The sequence below is a fragment of the Mesorhizobium sp. 01N446 genome (assembly GCF_056399285.1).
In genome coordinates, this window is the sequence record NZ_JBFTRA010000010.1 from 67797 (window position 1) to 83324 (window position 15528).

At 64.8% G+C, this 15528-nt stretch carries 13 protein-coding genes; 7 read left to right on the forward strand and 6 right to left on the reverse strand.

Translation table 11 applies throughout. The features are described from left to right. Positions 1–48: 48 nt before the first annotated feature. Positions 49–1629, forward strand: a complete 1581-nt coding sequence (locus AC1DPX_RS29315) for an ABC transporter permease (RefSeq protein ID WP_477241049.1) — start codon at positions 49–51, stop codon at positions 1627–1629. Next, positions 1626–2708, forward strand: a complete 1083-nt coding sequence (locus tag AC1DPX_RS29320) for an ABC transporter ATP-binding protein (RefSeq protein WP_477241051.1) — start codon at positions 1626–1628, stop codon at positions 2706–2708. Before AC1DPX_RS29315 ends, AC1DPX_RS29320 begins: the two co-directional genes overlap by 4 nt. Positions 2709–2733: 25 nt before the next feature. On the opposite strand, the gene AC1DPX_RS29325 is transcribed toward AC1DPX_RS29320, so the two are convergent. From AC1DPX_RS29325 to AC1DPX_RS29345, 5 genes are all read right to left on the reverse strand, one after another. After that, a complete protein-coding gene (locus AC1DPX_RS29325; protein ID WP_477241306.1) occupies positions 2734–3543 on the reverse strand; it encodes a phosphodiesterase in 810 nt (269 codons plus the stop codon). Positions 3544–3550: 7 nt separating this feature from the next. Next, positions 3551–4651, reverse strand: coding sequence for a sn-glycerol-3-phosphate import ATP-binding protein UgpC (locus tag AC1DPX_RS29330; protein WP_477241053.1), 1101 nt, complete (start codon positions 4649–4651; stop codon positions 3551–3553). A 9-nt stretch (positions 4652–4660) separates the two neighbouring features. After that, complete coding sequence (locus AC1DPX_RS29335; RefSeq protein WP_202357718.1) at positions 4661–5575, reverse strand: ABC transporter permease subunit; 915 nt, start codon at positions 5573–5575, stop codon at positions 4661–4663. 7 nt (positions 5576–5582) lie between these two features. Then, entirely contained in the window at positions 5583–6467 is an 885-nt protein-coding gene (locus AC1DPX_RS29340) for a carbohydrate ABC transporter permease (protein WP_477241055.1), read from the reverse strand. Between the two features lie 167 nt (positions 6468–6634). Beyond that, entirely contained in the window at positions 6635–7987 is a 1353-nt protein-coding gene (locus tag AC1DPX_RS29345) for an extracellular solute-binding protein (protein WP_477241057.1), read from the reverse strand. 377 nt (positions 7988–8364) lie between these two features. Here AC1DPX_RS29345 and AC1DPX_RS29350 point away from each other — a divergent pair, with 377 nt between their 5' ends. Beyond that, a complete protein-coding gene (locus AC1DPX_RS29350; RefSeq protein WP_477241059.1) occupies positions 8365–10815 on the forward strand; it encodes a putative bifunctional diguanylate cyclase/phosphodiesterase in 2451 nt (816 codons plus the stop codon). A 4-nt stretch (positions 10816–10819) separates the two neighbouring features. Here AC1DPX_RS29350 and tlpA read toward each other — a convergent pair whose 3' ends face one another. Then, positions 10820–11500 (reverse strand): thiol:disulfide interchange protein TlpA, encoded by a 681-nt coding sequence (tlpA, locus tag AC1DPX_RS29355; RefSeq protein WP_284277710.1) that lies wholly within the window; start codon positions 11498–11500, stop codon positions 10820–10822. 37 nt (positions 11501–11537) lie between these two features. On the opposite strand from tlpA, the gene argH reads away from it, so the two are divergent. From argH to AC1DPX_RS29375, 4 genes are all read left to right on the forward strand, one after another. Next, on the forward strand, positions 11538–12938 hold the full coding sequence (argH, locus tag AC1DPX_RS29360; RefSeq protein ID WP_477241061.1) for an argininosuccinate lyase: 1401 nt from the start codon (positions 11538–11540) through the stop codon (positions 12936–12938). A gap of 71 nt (positions 12939–13009) precedes the next feature. After that, the gene (locus AC1DPX_RS29365) at positions 13010–13216 is read left to right on the forward strand and encodes a hypothetical protein (protein ID WP_202357712.1); all 207 of its coding nucleotides are present in this window, start codon (positions 13010–13012) and stop codon (positions 13214–13216) included. A 67-nt stretch (positions 13217–13283) separates the two neighbouring features. Continuing rightward, positions 13284–14552, forward strand: a complete 1269-nt coding sequence (lysA, locus tag AC1DPX_RS29370) for a diaminopimelate decarboxylase (protein WP_477241063.1) — start codon at positions 13284–13286, stop codon at positions 14550–14552. Between the two features lie 28 nt (positions 14553–14580). Then, entirely contained in the window at positions 14581–15522 is a 942-nt protein-coding gene (locus tag AC1DPX_RS29375) for a threonine/serine dehydratase (RefSeq protein WP_477241065.1), read from the forward strand. The last annotated feature ends 6 nt before the right edge of the window (positions 15523–15528 follow it).

Consider the following 15528-nt stretch of genomic DNA (forward strand, 5'->3'; position numbering starts at 1 on the left):
ACCGTGGTCCCCTGGGCACCGCGCCGCAACCGCGGGGCGTCCGAGCTGATGCAGTCCGCGGTCGATCTCACGCGCGCCGGCCTGACGTCGAGGATGCGACGAATGCCGCAGCGCCGCGCCGCGCCCTGGCTTGTCACCGCCGCTGCTCTCGTCGCGCTGTTCGCCCTGTTGCCGCTCGCCTTCATCATCTGGATCGCAATCCAGACCGGCTGGGAGACCGTGTCGGCGCTGGTCTTCCGGCCGCGTGTCGGCGAACTGCTGATCAACACCACGCTGCTGGTGCTGCTGACCGTGCCGATCGCCATCGTGCTGTCGGTGGCGCTGGCCTGGCTGACCGAGCGCAGCGACCTGCCCGGCGCCAGGCTGTGGGCCTGGCTGTGCGTGGCGCCGCTCGCCATTCCCGCTTTCGTGCATTCCTATGCCTGGATCACCATGGTGCCCGGCCTGCATGGCCTGTGGGCCGGCGTGCTGGTGTCCGTGATCGCCTATTTCCCCTTCCTCTATCTGCCCATATCGGCGGCGCTGCGCCGTCTCGATCCGGCCCTGGAGGACGCAGCCGCCGCCCTCGGCCTTGGACCCCGGCGCGTCTTCTGGCGTGTCGTGCTGCCGCAGCTGAGGCTCGCCATCTGCGGCGGCTCGCTGCTGGTCGGGCTGCATCTGCTGGCCGAATACGGCCTCTACGTCTTCATCCGCTTCGACACCTTCACCACGGCGATCGTCGACCAGTTCCAGTCGACCTTCAACGGACCAGCAGCCAACATGCTGGCCGGCGTGCTGGTGACCTGCTGCTTCGTGCTTCTGGGCCTCGAAGTTCTGGTACGCGGCGAGGAGCGTTATGCCCGTGTCGGCTCCGGCGCGGCGCGCCACCAGCAACGCACGAGCCTCGGCCGCGCCACCATGCCGAGCCTGCTCTTGCTGGTCGCCACCACGCTGCTGGCGCTAGGCGTGCCGTTCGTCACCATCGGCCGCTGGCTCGTCGCCGGCGGCGCCGAGGTCTGGCGTCTCGACGAGATTGGCCTGGCGCTCGGCCAGACGCTGTTCCTGGCGCTTGCCGGGGCACTGCTCGCCACTGTCGCCGCCATGCCGATGGCCTGGATCTCGATCCGCGCGCCGGGACCGCTGCAACGCCTGCTGGAGGGTTGCAACTACATCGTCGGCTCGCTACCGGGTGTCGTCATCGCGCTGGCGCTGGTCACCATCACCGTGCGCATCGCGCTGCCGCTCTATCAGACGCTGTTCACCATCCTGGTCGCCTATGCACTCATGTTCCTGCCGCGCGCCCTGGTCAGCCTGCGCGCCTCGATCGCCCAGGCACCGGTCGAGCTCGAGCGCGCCGCGTCCAGCCTGGGCAGGCGCCCGCTCAACGCGCTGTGGTCGACGACCATCCGCCTGTCGGCGCCAGGTGCCGCGGCCGGCATGGCGCTGGTGGCGCTCGGCATCATGAACGAACTGACCGCGACGCAGATGCTGGCGCCGAACGGCACCCGCACGCTGGCCATGGCATTCTGGTCCTACAGCGGTGAGATCGACTACGCCTCGGCGGCCCCTTACGCCTTCATCATGGTGGCGATGTCGCTGCCGCTCACCTGGCTGCTCTATGTCCAGTCGAAACGGATGGCCGGACGATGAGCTTTCTCGAAATCAAAGGCCTGCACAAGCATTACGGCCCGGTCGCAGCCCTTGCCGGTGTCGACCTCGATGTCGCCAGCGGCAGCCGGACCGCAATCGTCGGACCTTCAGGCTGCGGCAAGACCACCTTGCTGCGGCTGATCGCCGGCTTCGAGGCGCCAGACCAGGGCCGCATCGTGCTCGACGGCGAGGTGCTGGCCAATGGCGGCGCCGCGGTCCCGGCGCATCGCCGCGGCATCGGCGTGGTGGCGCAGGACGGCGCCCTGTTCCCGCATCTGACCATCGCGGACAATATCGGTTTTGGCATGGGCCGAGGCGAGGACAAGCGCACCGAGCGCATTGTCGAACTCGCCTATATCGTGGGGCTGGACAAGGCGATCCTCAAGCGCCGCCCGCATGAGCTTTCCGGCGGCCAGCAGCAGCGCGTGGCGCTCGCCCGCGCCATGGCGATGAAGCCGCGGCTGATGCTGCTCGACGAACCGTTCTCGGCGCTCGACACCGGCCTGCGCGCCTCGATGCGCAAGGCGGTGGCCGAACTTCTGGAGGCGGCCGGCATCACCACCATCCTGGTCACCCACGACCAGGCCGAAGCACTGTCCTTCGCTGCCCAGGTGGCGGTGATGCGCGACGGCAAATTCTCGCAGGTCGGCACGCCGCGCGATCTCTATCTCAAGCCGAAGGACAGGATGATCGCCGAGTTCCTCGGCGACGCCATCATCCTGCCGGCGAGCATCTCGGGCGGCTTCGCCAACTCACCGCTCGGCCGCATCGCCGTGGATACCAATGACAGCCGAGATATTGCCCGCATCATGCTGCGGCCGGAGCAGATCGGGCTAAAGCGCACATCGCGTGAAGGCATGTCGGGCACCCCCGACATGCTGTTCGGCGAGGTGACGGAATCGGAATTCGCCGGCTCGACCTGCACGATCGCGGTGCGGCTCCTGAACAATGCCGATCCACCGGACGCCGCCGCCATCGGCAACACGCCGCTGATCCTGCGCAAATCCGGCATGGACGCACCGACAGTAGGCGAGATCGTCCGGCTCACCGTGTCGGGGAAGGCGCATGTCTTCGTCTAGGCGACCGAAGGCCGGCGGCGCGCGGTCATGCCGAGATGCGTTCGCCGGTTTCGGCTGAATAGATCGGCCAGCGCTCGAGAAAATCACAGCCATGCACGACCACGCGGTCATTGGCGCTGTCGAGAAGGATGACGGCGTAGGAAGGCGGCGCCTGCTCGACAATTGCGCTCGACCGGTCAAGCGCAAGTTCGAACCGGGCGTGCAGTCCGCGTTGCGCCGAGAACGGAATCCCGGCGACGGTGCCGGCGATGTCGCGATGGACATGGCCGAAGAAGATGTGGCGGACGTCGCCGTGGCGCTTCAGCAGGCCGAGCAACCGCTCGGGTCGCTCAAGCGCCAGCGGATCGAGCTGCGGCAGGCCGAGCGCGACCGGCGGATGGTGCAGGAAAATATAGGCGGGCCTGCCGGCTGATTGGTCCAGACGGGCTTCGAGCCAGGCAAGCCGCCTTTCGCAGAATTCGCCTTCGATGCGCCCCTCCGCCAGGCAGTCGAGAAACAGCAGCACTTCCTTGCCGGTATCATGGACCGACTGGACAAAGCCGCTCTCGTCGACCGGATTTTCCGGGAGTGTCGCGACGAGATTGGCCCGCCGGTCATGGTTGCCGGGCAGCAGCCTGTACGGCACCGACAGCGTGTTCAGGGCAGCGCGCAGATCCGCGTAACTTTCCGGCGCGCCGGTCTCGGTCAGGTCGCCGGTGAAGACGCAGAGCGCGGCGTCGGCGTGATGCGCATTGATGTGCGCGATGCAGGACGCCAGCCTTTGATGCAGGTCCGCGCCATAGCGGCGTTCGCCTTGCCGGCCAAGATGCACGTCGGTGACCTGGATGATCTTCATCATGCTTTCAGAGCGCCGGCTCGGGCACGGACGCCTTGAAGACATCGAGGCGGCTTCCCGTCTCCGATGAGAAGAAATGCATGTCCTGCGGCGAAATCTTCAGGCCGACCTGGCTGCCGGGCTCGGGGTGGACGGCCTCCGATGTCATCACCGAAAACGGCGCGCCGTCGAGATCGACATAGATGACCCGCCCCGCGCCCAGTTCCTCGACCAGGTCGACGGTGGCGTCGAGCGCACCGGACGTGCCGGGCGCCACCAGTCGGACGGTCTCCGGCCGGATGCCCATCGCGACCTTGGTGCCGACCGGCAGGCCGGCGCGTGCCATGGCCAGGCGCCGGCTGCCGCCGAGCAGCGACAGCCCATCGAGTTCGACCGTGCCTTCCAGAATGTTCATGGCCGGCGCGCCGACGAAGGTGGCGACGAAGCGGCTGGCCGGGCGGGTGTAGATCTCACCTGGCGTGCCGACCTGTTCGACGCGTCCGCCATTCATCACCACCAGCCGGTCGGCCAGCGTCATCGCCTCGACCTGGTCATGGGTGACGAAGACCGAGGTGGCGTTCAGCCGGCGATGCAGCTTGCGGATTTCCGAGCGCATCTGCACGCGCAGCTTGGCATCGAGATTGGACAGCGGCTCGTCGAACAGGAACACCTTCGGCTCGCGGATCATGGCCCGGCCCATGGCGACGCGCTGCCTCTGGCCACCGGAAAGTGCCATCGGTTTGCGGTCGAGCAGGTGTTCGAGCTCCAGCGTGCGGGCGACCGCCTGGATGCGCTGCTGGCGCTCGGCCGAGGGAACGCCGGCGACCTTGAGCGAATAGCCGATGTTCTGCGAAACACTCATATGCGGATAGAGCGCGTAGTTCTGGAACACCATGGCGCAGCCGCGCTCGCGCGGTTCGAGCTTGTTGACCACCGTGCCGTCGATGGCGATCGTGCCATCGGAAATCTCCTCGAGCCCGGCGATCATGCGCAGTAGCGTGGACTTGCCGCAGCCCGACGGTCCCAGGATGACGACGAATTCGCCAGAGGCGAAGTCGAGGTCGACGCCGTGCACGACCTGCGTCTTGGCGTAGTTCTTCTTGACGCCGCGTATGGCGATGGAGGCCATTCTTGTCTCCTATTTCTCGGTGGCGATCAGGCCGCGCACGAACCAGCGCTGCATCAGCACCACGACGACCAGCGGCGGTAGCATGACGATCAGCGTCCCGGCCATGGCGATGTGCCATTCGGGCGCGCCGCCGACATTGGGGATGAGCTGCTTCAGCTCGGTTACCGCCGTGGCATGCGATTGGTCGGTGGTGATGAGCAGCGGCCACAGGTACTGGTTCCACGCCCAGAGGAACATGATGGTGCCGAGCGCTGCCATATTGTTGCGCGACAGCGGCAACAGGACATCGATGAAGAAGCGCAGCGGACCGGCGCCGTCCATGCGCGCGGCCTCGGTCAGCTCGTCTGGAACGGTCAGGAAGAACTGCCGGTAGAGGAAGGTGCCAGTGGCGGTGGCGATCAGCGGCAGGATCAGGCCTGGATAGGAATTGAGCATGCCCAGGTTGAGCGCGACATGCACGCCCGAGACTTTTTCGATCAGCCAGGAAATCCCGGTCAGGTCCAGGATCGCCTGATAGGGCTCAAGGACGTTGGCGACAACCGCGTAGGTCGGCACGATGCGCACTTCGAGCGGCAGCATCAGCGTGATGAAGATCAGCCAGAAGATCAGCATGCGGCCGGGATAGCGGAAGTAGACGATCGAGAAGGCGGTGAGTGCCGAGATGATCACTTTGCCGGCGGCGACGCCTGTCGCCATGATGAAGCTGTTGAGCAGCTTGGGACCGAGATCGGCCGTCGTCCACGCGGTCTTGATGTTGACCCAGAAGTCGCTGCCCGGCAGCAGTGACATCGGCACATCGTTGACATCCTTGAGGTTGTGGGACGCCGCGACGACGACAACCACGAACGGCGCAATGCAAAAGACGAAGCCGATGAACAGGATCAGATGCGTGAAGAAATTCAAGAACGGTGTGCGCTCGACCATGTCCATCTCACCTGTAATGCACGCGCCGTTCGATGAAGCGGAACTGGAAGATGGTGAGCACGATGATGAGCAGCATCAGGATGATGCTCTGCGCGGCGGCTCCTGAATAATCGAGGCCTTTGAAACCGTCCGAATAGATCTTGTAGACCATCAGATTGGTCGCGTTGGCCGGACCGCCTGATGTCATGATGTCGACGATGCCGAAGGAGTCCTGGAAACTCTCGGTGATGTTGATGACCAGCAGGAAGAAGATGGTCGGCGTGATCAGCGGAAACTGGATGTCCCAGAAACGCCTGATGACGCCGGAACCGTCCATCGCGGCGGCCTCGATGAGCGAACGCGGGATGGCCTGGAACGCGGCGAGGAAGAAGATGAAGTTGTAGCCGACATATTTCCACGAGAAGGCGACGATGATCGAGGCCATGGCGTCGGCGCCGTCGAGGCCGGGGTCCCAGAAGCCGGGCCAGACCTGGTTGACCACAGCCATGAAGCCGGCCTCCGGCGCCAGGATGAAGCGGAACGCCATGGCCAGTGCGGGCGCCGCGATGCCGTAGGGCCAGATCAGGACGACGCGGTAGAGCCGCGAGCCGGCGAGCTGCCGATCGGTCAAGGCAGCGAGCACCAGGGCGATGAACATTGCAAGACCGGTGCTGATGCCGGCAAAGACAAGGCTGGCGGTGATCGAGGTCCAGTAGTCGGCGTTGGACAGGATGGAGCGGAAATTGTCGAGCCCGACCCAGATGTTGCCGCCGCCCCAGGGCTGCTGCAGCGTCAGCGACCAGTACACGGCCTGGCCGGCCGGCCAGTAGAAGAACGTGAAGATCAGGAGGAGCTGTGGCACCGCGAAGAGGATGCCGATCGTCCATTTGCCGAAAGTGACGCGTTTTTCCATCGATCCGCCGATGCCGTTGAACCGTCAGCCCGCTTTCTCAGCGGAAGACTAAAGCATGTCTCCCGAAAATGGGTACCGGTTTCGGGATAAAGACATGCGTAAAAATCAAAACCGGTATGAAATGGCCGCCCGTCGAATCTCGACGGGCGGCCTTGGCGTTTCAGGCATCAGGGCAAGGTCTTGCCCGGATAGGTCTGCTGGAAGCGGTCGAGGATGGCGTCGCCGTTCTTGACCAGGGTGTCGAGGCCTTCCTGGACGCTGACCTTGTTGGCGAAGATCGCCTGCATCTGCGTGCCGAACTCGGCGCGGATCTGGGTGAAGTTGCCCAGCCGGATGCCGCGGGTGATTTCGGTCGGCTCGGACGCGGTCAGGCTGGCGATGGCGACTTCGCGGCCCTTGAAGGGCGCCTTGTCGTAGAAGCCCTGGCCCTTCATGTACTCGAAGCCCGACTTGGTCACCGGAATGTAGCCGGTGTTGGTCGACCAGAACAAAGCCGTCTTGGGGTCATGGATGAAGTTGAGGAAGGCGGCCGCGCCCTTGTATTCGGCGTCCGACTTGCCGGAAAGCACCCACAGCGAAGCGCCGCCGACCAGCGAATTCTTGCGCTCCGTGCCGGCATAGACCGGCAGTTCGGCGACATCCCACCTCATGCCTTCCTTCTGGGTCCTGCCGACCGTGCCGTGGTCGCCGACCGAGGTCAGGATGACCTGGCAGGTGCCCGAGGCGAAGGCCTGGACCATGTCCTGACCGAGATCCTTGGACTTGATCTTGATCAGGCCGGCGTCATACCACTTCTTGAGGTCGGTGACGTACTGGACGAACTTGGTCTTGTTGACTTCGAGGCGCGCGTCGAGACCGTCATAGCCGTTGTTCTTGGTGGCGATCGGCTGGTTGTGGAGCGCCGAGAACTGCTCCATCAGCTGCCAGCTTTCGTTGGCCGAGATGTTGATGGCCATCGGGCACTCATAGCCGGCCTCCTTCAACGCCTTGAGATCGGCGCCGACATCTTCCCAGGTCTTGGGCGCTTCGGTCTTGCCGATCTTGGCGAAGGCGTCCTTGTTCCAGTACATCAGCGGGGTCGAGGAATTGAACGGGAAGGACAGCATCTCGCCCTTCGACGTGGCGTAGTAGCGCGCGATGCCGGGGAAATAGTCGGCGTAGTCGATCTTGTAGCCGTTCTCTTCCATCAGCTTGTCGGCGGGCTTGTAGGCGCCCGACAGCATCATGGTGGCGGTGCCGACATCGTAGACCTGGACGACGGCCGGCTGCTTGCCGGCGCGGAAGGCCGCGATGGTGTTCTGCAGCGTGGCGTCGTAATTGCCCTGGCTGGTGCAGACGACTTCGTAGTCCTTCTGCGATTCATTGAAGTTCTTGCACAGCGTGTCGACGACACGGGCGAGGTCGCCCGAAAGGCCGAACCAGAAGTCGAATTTTACCGGTTCCGCAGAAGCAGGCATCGCCAGCGCGGTGCTGAGCGCACCAGCGGCAAGGGCAGCAAAGCCCCGCTTGATCATAGTCATGGTTTTCCCTCTTGAGTGGCTGGAGACAAGGGTCTTGCGCAAGTCCTTGCCCGCTCTCTTAGAGAAGGTATGTGACAGTTCTGTTGTGGCTCTCCGGCCTTTGCACAGCTGCTCGTTCCTCTCCCTCGGCGGCTTGGCCGGCGTCAAAACGCACACCGGCGCATAGGTAGCTAGCGCGACTGCAAAGGACGTAAAGGCCATGCCGGCCGCGATGATTGTCCGGCTAAAGGATGGATGGACCGCAGGCGCGGCAGAGGGCGCCGCCCATGCGCCGGGAAAGCACGTTCTGGTTGCAGGCGACTTTATCGATCCTTCAACAGCCAGGCCTTAATCAGTCATATTTCGTTTTTTATTTCCAATGGGCTTGGGGATATAAGATGTTGACGGTCTATAATTGTATCGTGAACCAGCACGATCTGAGACTGGTCGTACTCGCCGCGCTGATCTGCGGAATTTCCTGCTTCTCCGCCGTCAGCCTGCTTCACCACATCAGCCGTTCGACGGACCGGAACCGCCTTGCCTGGCTGATGATCGCGGCCACGTCGACCGGCTTCGGCATCTGGGCGACGCATTTCATAGCCATGCTTGCGTTCACGCCCGGCATCCCCAGTGCCTATGATCCGTGGCTCTCCGTGCTCTCGCTCGCCGCCTCGGTCGCGCTGACGGCGGCCGGCATGTGGATCGCCACCTTGCGCGACGAGTTCGAGTATCGTCTCGTCGGCGGCGCCGTTCTGGGCGGCGGCATCGCGGCCATGCACTACATCGGCATGGCCGCATTCGAGGTGCAGGGCCGCGTCGAATGGAACCTGTTGATGGTGGCTGTCTCCCTGCTGGCCGGCGTGACACTCGGGGCGCTGGCGCTGCATGTCGTGCTGCGCCGCCCGTCCTTGACGGCGACGTCCGCCGGCGCGGTGCTGCTGACGCTGGCGATCTGCACCTTGCATTTCATCGGCATGGGCGCCGTCTCGATCTTTCCCGACTCCTCGATCGTCATATCCGAGTACACGATCGAGCCCACCTCGCAGGCTTTCGCCGCCGCGGCCGCCACGCTGGTCATCCTGGTGCTGTCGGCATCGGCGTTATGGATCGATTTGCGCTTCCGTCGCCAGAAGCTCGAGGTCGATCGCATGCACGGCCTGGCCAATGCCGCCGTGGAGGGCCTGATCGTCTGCGACGGCAACCGCATCGTCAGCGCCAATGACAGCATGGGCAAGCTGACCGGCACGTTGGCCGCGACGTTGAACGGCACGGAACTGCGCGAGCTCTTCGACGACCACACCGCAACCGACGCTGGCACCCTGGCAGGCCAGCCATGGGAGGCGGAGTTGAGGAACCGCGACGGAACGCGGATTCCCGTAGAGCTGATCGCCCGAAGCATCGACTATTGCGGCAAGCCCCACAACGTGATTGCCGTCCGCGACATCCGCGAGCGCAAGAAGGCGGAGGAGGAGATCCTTCGTCTCGCCCATTTCGATCCGCTGACGGGACTGGCCAACCGCCGCTCCTTTTCCAGCCGTCTCGACATGGAAATCGCATCCATGAACCGGATCGCCAATTCCGAAAAGGGCGTCAAAGGCCGGCACCTCGCGCTTCTGCTGTTCGACCTCGACCGCTTCAAGGAGGTGAACGACCTTTACGGACATGGCGCCGGCGATGCGATGCTGCAGAAGGTGGCGACCTGCGCGGCCGGCGTTTTGCGCCATGGACAGATGCTTGCGCGCCTGGGCGGTGACGAATTCGCCATCATCGCCCCCAATCTGCCCGACCCGCAGGCGGCCGGCCGCATCGCCGGCTCGCTGCTCGCCGCCATGCGCGAGGAAAACCGGGCGGCGGCCGGCGGCGGCCTCGTCTCGGCCAGCATCGGCATCGCGATCTATCCGCTCGATGCCGAAGACCCGACCGGCCTGATCAGCCATGCCGACACCGCGCTCTACCGCGCCAAGACCGAAGGCAGGGACACCTATCGCTATTTCGAGGCCTCGATGGGCGCCGAGGCCCGCGACAAGCGCATAATGGAGCACGAACTGCGCCAGGCCGTCGTGCGCAACGAGTTCTACCTCGTCTACCAGCCGCAGAAGGAGATCAGCAGCGGCAGGATGGTTGGCTTCGAAGCCCTGATCCGCTGGCGCCATCCCGAACGCGGCGACGTCTCCCCCGCGACATTCATCCCGGTGGCCGAGGACAGCGGCGCCATCGGGCAGATCGGCGACTGGGTGCTCGACGCGGCCTGCGAGGAAGCCGCCCGCTGGGAAAATCCGCTGACGGTCGCCGTCAATGTCTCCGCGGTCCAGCTTCACAATCCCAATTTCAGCCGCAAGGTCCACGAGACCTTGCTAAGAACGGGGCTTGCCCCGACAAGGCTGGAACTGGAGATCACCGAAACCGCGCTGGTTAAGGACATGCCGCGTGCGCTGGCAACCTTGCGGCAGGTCAAGTCGCTTGGCGTGCGCGTGGCCATGGACGATTTCGGAACCGGCTATTCCTCGCTCTCCAACCTGCGCGCCTTCCCCTTCGACAAGATCAAGATCGACTCCTCCTTCATCAAGGCGGTCGACACCAACGGTCAGGTCGCGGCGATCGTGCGCGCCGTGCTGGGGCTGGGGCGTGGCCTTGGCCTGCCGGTTCTTGCCGAAGGCGTCGAGACGCTTGGCGAACTGAAATTCCTGGATGCCGAAGCCTGCGAGATCGGCCAGGGCTACTATCTCGGCAAGCCGGCGCCCATCGAGGCGTTCGACGACCTGACCGGCCACGGCAAGCGCACTCCGGCGCGCGCCGGCCATCGCGATGGCAATCTCGTATTGCTCAAGCCAAGCGTGCGCTCGGCCTGATCGCTCACGATCCGAGCGCCGTGTCGACCAGCCGCCTGGCGTCAGGTCCAGACCATTCGGCCGGGCCGTTCATATGCGCGATCAGGCAGCCTTCGCCATCGATGAGCATGGTGACGGGAAGGCCGAGCGCCAGGCCGCGCGTCTTGAGGTCGTTGAACAGCGCCACCGTCGAATCCCGGTAATAGCCGAGCGCTTCGACGCCTGTTTCCTTGAGAAATTTCTTCGGCTTCACATCGTCGCCGGCATCGACATTGACGGCGACCACCTGAAAGCTGTCGCTGCCCTTCTCCTTCTGCAGCGCATCGAGCGCCGGCATTTCGGCGCGGCACGGCGCGCACCACGTCGCCCAGAGGTTGAGCAGCACCGTCTTGCCGGCATGGTCGGCGATGGTCATCGGCTTGCCGTCCGGACCATTGAAGGCAAGGCTTTTCATCGATTGCGGCGGATCGGCGGGCAAAAGCGCCGCGACCTCGCCGGTGGCAGCGGCGGCGATCTTCTTGGCGCGGTCGCTCTTGGCGGCGCAGGCGACGTCATCCTTGCTGCCGCCGACCGCCACCTGGGCCGGTGCATTGTTGCCAGACCGGCTCTCGCTGACATATACCGCGACCGCGCCGGCCAGCGCTCCCGCCACCAAAGCGGCGAGGATCAGGCGCGGGGCCGGGAAAAATCTGTTTCCGTCTGCCATTTTCTCAAAACTGCTCCGAAGCACGGGTTTTATAGCGATGAGCGACAAGAAGACCAGCAACCAGATGTGGGGCGGACGATTTGCCTCGGGTCCGGCCGCGATCATGGAAGCGATCAACGCGTCGATCTCGTTCGACCGCAAACTCTACGCGCAGGACATACGCGGCTCGATCGCCCATAGCGAGATGCTGGCGCAAACGGGCATTATTTCGGCGGCCGATCAAGAAAAAATCGCTCACGGGCTGAACACGATCCTGAAAGAGATCGAGGCCGGCAGCTTCGAGTTCTCGACCAAGCTCGAAGACATCCACATGAATGTCGAGGCACGCCTCGCCGACCTGATCGGCCCGGCTGCCGGCCGGCTGCACACGGCGCGCTCGCGCAACGACCAGGTGGCGGTGGATCTCAGGCTCTGGGTCAAGGACGAATGCTTCCGCGTCGCCGAAGCGCTGAAGGGCCTGATCACGGCACTGCTGGCGCGGGCCGAGGAGCATGCGGCGACCGTGATGCCGGGCTTTACCCATATGCAGGCGGCGCAGCCGGTGACCTTCGGCCATCACTGCATGGCCTATGTCGAGATGTTTGCGCGCGACCTGTCGCGCGTGCGCGACGCCATCGAACGCATGGACGAGAGCCCGCTGGGTGCCGCCGCCCTCGCCGGCACCAGTTTCCCGATCGACCGCCACCGGACCGCCAAGGCGCTCGGCTTCCGCGAGCCGATGCGCAATTCGCTAGACAGCGTCTCCGATCGCGATTTCGCGCTGGACTTTCTCGGCATGGCGGCGATCTGCGCCACGCATCTGTCGCGGCTGGCCGAGGAGATCATCATCTGGTCGACGCCGCAGTTCGGCTTCATCAGGCTGTCGGACAGTTTTTCCACCGGCTCCTCGATCATGCCGCAGAAGAAGAACCCCGACGCCGCCGAACTGGTGCGCGGCAAGACCGGCCGCGTCAACGGCCATCTGGTCGGCCTGCTGACGGTGATGAAGGGCATGCCTTTGACCTATGGCAAGGACATGCAGGAAGACAAGGAATCGGTGTTCGATGCCGCCGAGACGCTCGACCTGATGCTAGCGGCGATGACCGGCATGGTCTCGGACATGACGGTCAACGCGGCCGCGATGAAGAGGGCCGCGGGCTCCGGCCACGCGACCGCGACCGACCTCGCCGACTGGCTGGTGCGCACGCTCGGCCTGCCCTTCCGCGAGGCGCATCACGTCACCGGGCGCGCGGTGGCGCTGGCCGAGGAGAAGAAGGTGAGCCTGGAGAAGCTTTCGCTGGAGGACCTGCAGTCGATCAATCCCGGCATCACGCCAGATATTTTCTCGGTGCTGGCGGTGCAGAACTCGGTCAAGAGCCGCACCAGTTTCGGCGGCACCGCGCCGTCGGAAGTGAGGAAGCAGATCCGCTACTGGAAAAAGCGGCTGGCCAAAGCCTGAGCCAGGGGTGCAATACGCCGAGAACTCGGCTAAAAGCGGCGGCTGACAACACGTTTCGGACGGATGGATCGATGACCGGAAGCAGGATTTTGGTGACGCTGACGCTGCTGGCTGCGATGGCCGCCGTGACCGCCTGCGGCCGCAAGGCCGGTCTCGACACGCCCTATGAGGCGGCCGTGCAGGCGCGCAAGGATGCCGAGAAGGCCAAGGAGCCTTTGCCGCCGGAGCCGGAGAAACCGGTCAAGGACAAGAAGTTCATCCTCGACCCGCTGATCTAAAACCGATCGGACCGGGTTGGTCCCCCGAACCCGATCTCGTCGTGCTCCAACTTCCGGAATCACTCTCGTGAACCATTTCGACTACCGCGACGGCGTGCTGCATGCCGAGGACGTGGCAATCCCTGATATCGCCGCTCAGGTCGGCACGCCGTTCTACTGCTATTCGACCGCCACGCTGACCAGGCACTACCGCGTCTTTGCCCAGGCCTTTGCCGGCCTCGACGCGCTGGTCTGCTACGCCATGAAGGCCAACTCCAACCAGGCCGTGCTGCGCACCCTGGCCAGGCTCGGCGCCGGAGCCGACGTGGTCTCGGAAGGCGAGTTGCGCCGGGCACTGGCGGCCGGCATTCCGGCCAGCAAGATCCTGTTCTCGGGAGTCGGCAAGACCGCGCGCGAAATGGACCTTGCGCTGGAAGCCGGCATCCTTTGCTTCAACGTCGAGTCGGAACCTGAACTTGAGCTGCTGTCAGCCCGCGCCACAGCGCTTGGCAAGGTGGCGCCGATCTCGCTGCGCATCAATCCCGATGTCGACGCCAAGACCCATAAGAAGATCTCCACCGGCAAGGCCGAGAACAAGTTCGGCATCGCCTGGCAGCGCGCGCGGCAGGTCTATGCGCGCGCGGCAACGCTTCCGGGCATCAAGGTCACCGGCATCGACACCCATATCGGCAGCCAGATCACCGAGCTGCAGCCCTTCGACGACGCCTTCGCCCTGCTGGTCGATCTGGTCGGCGCGCTGCGCGCCGACGGCCACGCCATCGAGCATGTCGATCTCGGCGGCGGGCTGGGCATCCCCTACCGCGTCGACAACAACCCGCCGCCCCTGCCCGACGCCTATGCCCAGATCGTCAGGAAGCATGTCACCAAACTCGGCCTGAAGGTGATGTTCGAGCCGGGCCGGCTGATCGTGGGCAATGCCGGCATTCTCGTCTCGGAAGTGATCTTCGTGAAGGAAGGCGCCGCCAAGAATTTCCTGGTCGTCGACGCCGCGATGAACGATCTGATCCGGCCGACCCTCTATGATGCCTTCCACGACATCAAGCCGGTCGTGCAGCCGCCGGCCGACACGCCGCGCATGATGGTCGACGTGGTCGGCCAGGTTTGCGAGACCGGCGACTATCTCGGCCTCGATCGTGACCTGCCCAGGCTGAAGGCCGGCGATCTCGTTGCCGTTGCCACCGCAGGTGCCTACGGCGCCGTGCAGGCCGGCACCTACAACACCCGACTGCTGGTGCCCGAGGTTCTGGTCGACGGCGACCGTTTCCACGTCGTGCGTCCGCGCCTGACCTATGACGATTTGATCGGGCTGGATTCGGTGCCAGACTGGCTCGCATAAGTCGGAATCTCACGACGGGGAGCAAATCATGTCGCAGGGCAATACCGTCACACGCGAACGCATTGCCGCGATCGAGCCGCGCATCCGCCCCTTTATCAGGCACACGCCGGTGCTGCGCGTCGACATGGCCGATTTCGACCGGCCGCCGCTGACGGTCGACCTCAAGCTCGAATGTCTGCAGCATTCCGGCTCGTTCAAGGCGCGCGGCGCCTTCACCAATCTTCTCGAGCGACCGGTTCCCGAGGCCGGCGTCGTCGCCGCGTCGGGCGGCAACCATGGCGCCGCCGTCGCCTATGCCGCCATGCGGCTGGGACACAAGGCGACCATCTTCGTTCCTGAGGTGAGCCCACAGGCCAAGCTCGACCGCATTCGTTCCTATGGCGCCGACCTGGTCGTCGGCGGCGCCCGCTATGCCGAGGCGCTGGCCGCCAGCGAACGCTTCGCTGAGGAAACCGGCGCCTTGCAGATCCACGCCTTCAACCAGGAGGAAACGCTGGTCGGCCAGGGCACGCTCGGGCTCGAAATCGAGGCGGACCTGCCTCGGATCGACACGCTGCTGGTCGCCGTCGGCGGTGGCGGCCTGATCGGCGGCATCGCCGCCTGGTATGCCGGCCGCATCCGCATCATCGCCATCGAGCCCGAAGGCGCGCCGACGCTTCATCACGCCTTTGAGGCCGGCCATCCCGTCGACGCACCCGCCGAAGGCATCGCCGCCGATTCGCTGGCGCCAAAGCGCGTCGGCGAAATGATGTTCCCGATCGCCGAAGCCTTCGTCGAGCGCTCCATCCTGGTCAGCGACGACGATATCATCGCCGCCCAGAAGGCGCTTTGGAACCGGGTGCGCATCATTTCCGAGCCGGGTGGGGCTGCCGCCTTCGCCGCGATCTTGTCCGGCCGCTACACGCCGGCGCCGGGCGAACGCGTCGCCGTGCTGGTCTGCGGGGCCAACGCAAACCCCGCCAATTTCTGATTGCAA